This window comes from Trinickia sp., assembly GCF_051961175.1.
Taxonomy (GTDB): Bacteria; Pseudomonadota; Gammaproteobacteria; order Burkholderiales; family Burkholderiaceae; genus Trinickia.
This window is the reverse complement of the sequence record NZ_JBQCDN010000442.1, coordinates 1-6,613: the sequence shown is the minus strand read 5'-3', so window position 1 is coordinate 6,613 and position 6,613 is coordinate 1. Positions and strand designations below refer to the sequence as shown.

Sequence of the window (6,613 nt, the reverse complement as noted above, 5' to 3'; positions counted from 1 at the left end):
CGAGCCGAATCTCGTCGAACCGGTACACGCCCGCGAGCGGTTGAAGTCCCGCGGCGGCGACGTGCAGCGCCTGCGCCGAAAAGAACGGTGCCTGGCGTGCGTCGACGATCCGCGCATCGGTCAGATCGGCGGTGCCGGTCACGGTCAGCGTCGGCTTGTCAGCCGATATCAGGAAGCGAAGCTTGAGATCGCCGCCGAGCTTGCCGCTTTGAACCGTGAGCGCCAACTTCATCGGCATATAGGAAAGCAGGCGCGGCACGTCCAGATCGCTGAACGTCAACGCCACGTCCGATTCGCGCGATTGCGCGAACGGCTTCGTCTTGCCGTTGATCGCAATCGGACTGCCATCGATATGCGCTGAAAAACGCGGATCGACGAAGATGTCCGTCTGCGACGGCAACGTCGCGATGAAGGGCACGCCGAGCGAGAGTTGATCGATGACGTGGCGAGCACCGAGCAAGCGGTCGTCGAAGGCGATACGGCCGTTTTCGACGGCGATATTCGATACCGAGAACAGCGTCGGCCCGGCTTTCGGCTGCGACGGTTTCGAGAACTTCTCGACGATATCGCTGAAATTGAAGCGCTGCGCGTCATACCGCACGACGTTGACGCTCGGCGAATCGACGCGCAATTCAGTCACGATGGGGGCGAAACGCAGCAGCGTCATCCACGATACGCGCACGACGAGACGTTCGAACGAGGCGAACTCCCCGGGAGCGCCCCGCTCGCCAAGGCGAACGCCATCCGCTTCGAGTCGCAACGTGAAGGGATTGAGCACAACTCGGCCGATCGTGGCCGGCCGATCGAGCGCTTTGCCGAGCTGCTGCTCGGCGACGTGCCGAATCAGCGGCGGCGCCGCAAAAAAACCGATCAACCCGTACAACACCACGGCAATCACGACGCCGATCGCCGTGCGGCGAGCGCCGCGGGACCGCATCTTCTCGCTCAGGTGACTGCGCCAGCTCAGCCCGCCGCCCGTCGATTCGCTCGTCATCGCACTACTCCAGTCACGCTCGCTCCATCTGCAGTTGCTCCAAACGGTTCAATTCGGTTCAGTTCATCGACGCACGAGCGGCGGCGGCGCCCAGCTGCCGTCCGTCGCCGCCGGCTGCGGTGCATACACGCGCATGACGAGTTGGAACGGCCCTTGCGGCGCGGGCAGCCAGTTCGACACCCACGCCCGGCCCGGCGATTTCGACGATACGTAGATATCGACGGAGCCATCGCGATTGCGACGCATCCGATCGTGAGAGTCGATCGAATAATGCGGCACATGCCCCGGAACCAACGCACCGTCCAGCGAATACGCCGTGATCGTCCAATAGGCGCGAGCCGGCGGCAGCGACTTGCGCGTGAAATGCATCATGTATTCGCTGCTGCCATCGAGCGGCTTGCCGTCGCGGTCGGCCTGCACCGTCGGAAACACCTCGTCCCGCGCGGTCGCGGCGCCCGCGTGCGCGAACGTCGCGTAGGCGCGCAGCGCGTAATCGTCGCGATACTTGCCCGTGCCGTCGCCCGCCCAGCTCCAGCCGTTGCCGGAGACCGCATTGACTGGCGGTGCCTGCACCCGCTTGACGCCATCCGCCACGCCTGAGGCGATCGTACTGGCCGATCCGTCCGGGACACGAACCGGCTCGCCCGGTTTCACCCCGATATCGGCCAGCTCCTTCAGCGCGTGGTCATCGTCGGCCGACGGAGGATTGTCGCGCAACGCATCCGCCAACTTTCCAAAGAAACCATTCGCGTCGAGCTGCGTAACGGCCGCCGCCGTGGCGGGCAGGCCCGTCGGCGCTTCGGCCACGCTTTCTTGCGAATCGTCGCCGCGGCCGCGCGCAGCCAGGTGCTCACGCTTGCCCTGTTTGCCGCGAGCAACGTGGCGATCGTGCTCACCGCCTACGTAGGCGGACAGCGGCGTGATCCGCACCTCGCTCAGCAGCCGGCGTGCCGAGGGCACTTCGCGCGCGTCCAGCGCCGCGATTCGCACACCGAGCCATAGATTCTTGCCCGGCGCATCGACGCGTCCGACGCCGGCCGGCAATCGGCCTTCCCAGCCTGGGGGCACCAGCGCGATCGTCTGCGGCTTGGGCGCACCCGTATGCGCGTTGGCATTCGATCCCGTCGACCAGACGACGTTCGTCCACATATCGAGCACGCGCGCATCGAGAAAGCGCCCGCGCGTATTGGGCACCGAAACGATGACGGGCTCTTGCGACAGGTCAAGCCACGCGTTGGCTGACAAGGTGTCCACATCGGCCAGAGGCGGCAGCGGATCGCCGCCGGCTTCTGTCATCGGCGCGGGATGGAGCGTGTTGAGCGCCGCGCCGGAATCCGTGCCGGCGGCCGCCAGTGCCGCCGAGCGCGCCGTCGACATGACAACGAGCGGATACCCGAACACATACGAATCGACGACTTCGTCCTGGGTCCATCCGGTCGACTTCGCCTGAGGCGGTGCCTTTTGCGGCGCGGCGCAGCCCGCAAAGACAAGAACGGCGGCGCACGCCACCCACGAACGAGCCCCCGCGGGCAGCGTTGATTTTCGAGTTTTTGTTGTCATGTGTACGATCTGTTGACTAGGCATCGGGCGTCCGGAGGCTGCCCATCTCTACCATGGGCGGCCCTGGTCTCCATCTTCACCGTCGTGTGGCGTTCGATCCGGCCGGGATCTCGCGCACCGTCGATTCTGCTTCGAATCGCGAAAGCGTTTTATCGTATCCGCGGCCGCGAAGCAAGACGCAACCCTGACTGGAGCATAAAACGTCGATCCAATGCCGGTTTCATTATCCCGGCGCCGAAGTTGCGTCGATCCCACAGTCTATCGGACGGGGCTTGTCGCGCACCTGATCGATGCGTTTGAACTTGCGGCGCGCGGATATGACCGTCCGGCATAAGACGCTTGACCTTCCCATCATGGGAAGGCTGATAGTGTCTTCATTGCGGCGGCCCGTCGCCCGTTTTCGAAGTCTTACTTAGTCACCATGACCGACTTAGCCACTCCCACCGCTGCCGACGTGTCGACCGCCGAACTCGACATCGAAGGCATGACCTGCGCTTCCTGTGCCGCACGCGTCGAAAAGGCGCTGGCCCGCGTGCCCGGCGTCGCCGGCGCCTCCGTCAACCTCGCCACCGAGCGCGCCACGGTACATACCGCCGCTGCCCTCGCACCGGGCGACGTGCAACGGCTCGTCGATGCTGTCGTCGGTGCGGGATACCAGGCGCGGCCGGTGCCCGGCGAGCCCGAAGCGCTTGGCGCCGGCGAGCACCCGCCGACAAAAACCGAAGACACGCGCGCGCGACAAGCACGGCGCGAACTCAACGCGGTCGCGCTGTCCGCGCTGCTCAGCGCCCCGCTGATGCTCCCCATGGTGACCGCGCCGTTCGGCGTCGAATCGGCGCTGCCCGCGTGGGCGCAGCTCGTGCGGGCCAGCATCGTTCAGTTCGTCTTCGGCGCGCGGTTTTACGTCAGCGCCTATCGCGCCGTTCGGGCCCGGGCGGGCAATATGGACCTGCTCGTCGCGCTCGGTACCTCGGCGGCATACGGCTTGAGCGTGTGGCAAACGATCGTTCACCCGGGCGACGTGATGCACCTGTATTTCGAAGCGTCCGCCGTCGTCATCACGCTCGTGCGTCTCGGCAAATGGCTCGAGGCGCGCGCCAAGCGCGAAACGACGGACGCCATTCGCGCATTGGCGGCGCTGCGGCCCGAGCGGGCCCGCGTGAAAGACGCGCGCGGCAACGAAAGCGATGTGCCGCTCGGACAGGTGCACGTCGGGATGGTCGTCGTTGTCAGGCCGGGCGAACGGATGCCCGTCGATGGCGTCGTGAGCGCGGGGCGAACCCACGTCGACGAATCGCTCGTGACGGGGGAAAGCCTGCCCGTGGCGAAGGGGCCCGGCGAGCGCGTCACCGCCGGATCGGTCAATGGCGAAGGCACGCTGGACGTGACGACGACGGCCACCGGCGCCGAAACGACGCTCGCGCGCATCATCCGGCTCGTCGAAAGCGCACAGGCGGACAAGGCGCCGATCCAGCGGCTCGTCGATCGGGTCAGCGCCGTCTTCGTACCGGCGATCCTCGTCATTGCGGCGGCCACATTCGGGCTGTGGCTGTTCGCGGGCGCATCGGTGGAGACCGCAATTCTGAACGCGGTATCGGTGCTCGTGATCGCCTGCCCCTGCGCGCTCGGGCTCGCCACGCCGGCCGCGATCATGGCCGGCACGGGTGTCGCCGCCCGCCGCGGCGTGCTCATCAAGGACGCGGAAGCGCTCGAACTCGCGCAGCGCGTCTCGATCGTCGCCTTCGACAAGACCGGCACGCTGACCACCGGTAAGCCCCAGCTCGTGGCGTTCGAGGCGTTCGGTATTTCGCGCGACGCCGGCCTTGCGCTCGCGGCCGCCGTGGAGCGCAACAGCGATCACCCGCTGGCACGCGCGCTCCTGGCCGAATATGGCGTGTCGTCGAATTCGGGCTCGGGCTCGACGTTACCCTCGACGTCGTTGCAATCGGGTGGCCCGGGCGCGCTGTACGCTAGCCTGCCCGCAACCGTGCACGCGCGAGCGGTAGCCGGACGTGGCATGCAAGCCGAAATCGACGGCCGCACCGTGTGTATCGGCAACGGCCGCTGGCTCGCGGAACTGGGCGTCGAGCCGCCTGTGGATGCGCGCGAGCGGGCCGCGCAACTGGAAGCCGAAGGCAATACCGTATCCTGGCTGGTACGCGCGGGCGCAGGCGCGGACGGTGCACCGGCGGAAGCCCTCGCGCTGATTGCGTTCGGCGACACCGTCAAGCCGACGGCCCGCGCCGCCGTCGAGCAGCTGGCCGCCCGCGGCGTCAAAAGCGTGCTGGTGACAGGCGACAATCGCGGCGCGGCAGCCAGCGTCGCGCAGGCGCTCGGCATCGAGGAGGTCTACGCGCAAGTGTTGCCGGGCGACAAGGCGGAGATCGTCGCGCAACTCAAAGCGCGCACGGGGCAAGTGGTGGCCATGGCCGGGGACGGGATCAACGACGCACCCGCGCTCGCCGCCGCCGACATCGGCATCGCCCTGGCAACAGGCACGGATGTCGCCATGCATGCGGCGGGCGTCACGCTGATGCGCGGCGATCCGGCGCTTGTCGCCGACGCCATCGATATCTCGCGTCGAACGTATCGGAAGATTCAGCAGAATCTGTTCTGGGCGTTCGTCTACAACCTGATCGGTATTCCGCTTGCCGCCTTCGGGCTCCTCAACCCGATGCTTGCCGGCGCGGCGATGGCGTTTTCGAGCGTCAGCGTCGTGACGAACGCGTTGTTGCTCAAGCGGTGGAAAGGCGTCGACAGGCAGTAGTGGTGTCCGAACGCCGCGCCTCATGCCGGGTGCGGCGTCTGACCGGCAACTGCCCGGACCCTCAACGCGCCGCGAGCTTCGCTTTGTCTTTGACGACGTGACGCGTGTGCGCCGGCTTCACGTGTTTCGGCGGCCGCGGGGCGCCATTTGCGTCGACGGAGGCGTCGGGCGCCGACACAGTGAAAAGCGGCGAATCCAGGCGGGCGGCCAATGCGGACGTGCTGCTGGCCAAGCCGGCCAATGCGGCCTGTTGGTCGTTCAACGCCGATTGGGTTTGCTGCTGCGCCGCCTGCGCGTGGTGCGCGAAGCCGACAAGCGCGACCGTCTGCGCAACCGACACAGCGAACAGCAACACCAACCCTGCCGATGCGAGGGCCAGCCAATGGCGGGTGCGCCGCCAACGCTCTTGCGCCGCGGACCGTTCTTGCACCAGGGCTTCTTGCAGCGAGGCGACGGTTTGCGCCAAGTCGGGCGGTACGGCGCCGTCGATCGAACGCAAGGTATCCCCAGCCGGGTGTGCGGCCGACGGTGCTGGCGCAGCCGGCGGGACAGGCGCAGCGGGAAAGGCATCGGCGGGCTGAGCGGGCTCGGCCGGCTGCGCTGCGGGCGTGACACTCGGGCGAGCCGCGTCGGCCGTCCGGCGCGCCGCTTGTCGCCGCCCGCTCGCCAGCGCCGCACCCGGCGAAAGCAGCTTGGGATCGGGCGAATCCGTCGCGACGGCACTTGCCGAGGTGTCGTCCGAAGAGGGCAGCTTTGCTTGCACCGGCTCGGGGCTTACGGGCTGTTCGGGTGAAGACATTTCTTCTACGACAATCGGCTTGCCCGGCGTTGCCGGCTTTTTCGAGGCGGCTGCGTTTTCGCCAGCCACCGCCTTCTCAACCGTTGCCGGTCTACCGGCCGCGCGCGGCTTCTCCGAACCGGACACTGCCTTTGGTTCGAACGCTGTCGCTTTCTCAGCGGCAGCCGGCGTTTCCAGTTCCAGTGCGAGCTCGTCCGCCTTCCCCGCCTCGGCAGCAGGCCGCTTTCCGGGCGCTGCACGATCGACAGCGACAGGTCCGATTTCCGCCGCCGCCAGTTCAGCGAGTTCAGCCTGTTCGCTTGGCAAACTCACGGGGGCGCCGGCCGGCCGCTCGAAGCCGAGCAGCGTGCCCTGACGCGGATCGATGGCTTCGACATGCGGGGCGGCGTCGGTGTCGTGTGCCACCGGCGATTCGGGCTCGACTGCAGCTCGCGCGGGCCGGCGCGCGTCATCCGACGAAGCGGCTCGGGCCCGGCGCTTGGCGCGCGAAGCG

Annotated in this window: 3 protein-coding genes and 1 pseudogene; 1 reads left to right on the top strand and 3 read right to left on the bottom strand. The window is 67.4% G+C overall.

Annotated elements, in window-relative coordinates:
- Both ACTHL0_RS25060 and ACTHL0_RS25055 read right to left on the bottom strand, forming a co-directional pair.
- Nucleotides 1-994 (bottom strand): AsmA family protein (locus ACTHL0_RS25060; RefSeq protein ID WP_440569764.1); only part of this gene is annotated, 994 nt, incomplete at its 3' end.
- 63 nt (nucleotides 995-1,057) lie between these two features.
- Nucleotides 1,058-2,554 (bottom strand): DUF1254 domain-containing protein, encoded by a 1,497-nt coding sequence (locus ACTHL0_RS25055; protein WP_440569763.1) that lies wholly within the window; start codon nucleotides 2,552-2,554, stop codon nucleotides 1,058-1,060.
- A gap of 463 nt (nucleotides 2,555-3,017) precedes the next feature.
- Here ACTHL0_RS25055 and ACTHL0_RS25050 point away from each other — a divergent pair.
- A pseudogene (locus ACTHL0_RS25050) lies at nucleotides 3,018-5,321 on the top strand (heavy metal translocating P-type ATPase); the annotation flags it as partial.
- Between the two features lie 61 nt (nucleotides 5,322-5,382).
- Here the strand turns inward: ACTHL0_RS25050 and ACTHL0_RS25045 are convergent.
- Nucleotides 5,383-6,613 (bottom strand): hypothetical protein (locus ACTHL0_RS25045; protein WP_440569762.1); only part of this gene is annotated, 1,231 nt, incomplete at its 5' end.

Coding starts and splice junctions, on each gene's coding strand:
- ACTHL0_RS25055 (WP_440569763.1), bottom strand. CDS start 2,554: ATGACAACAAAAACTCGAAAATCAACGCTGCCCGCGGGGGCTCGTTCG.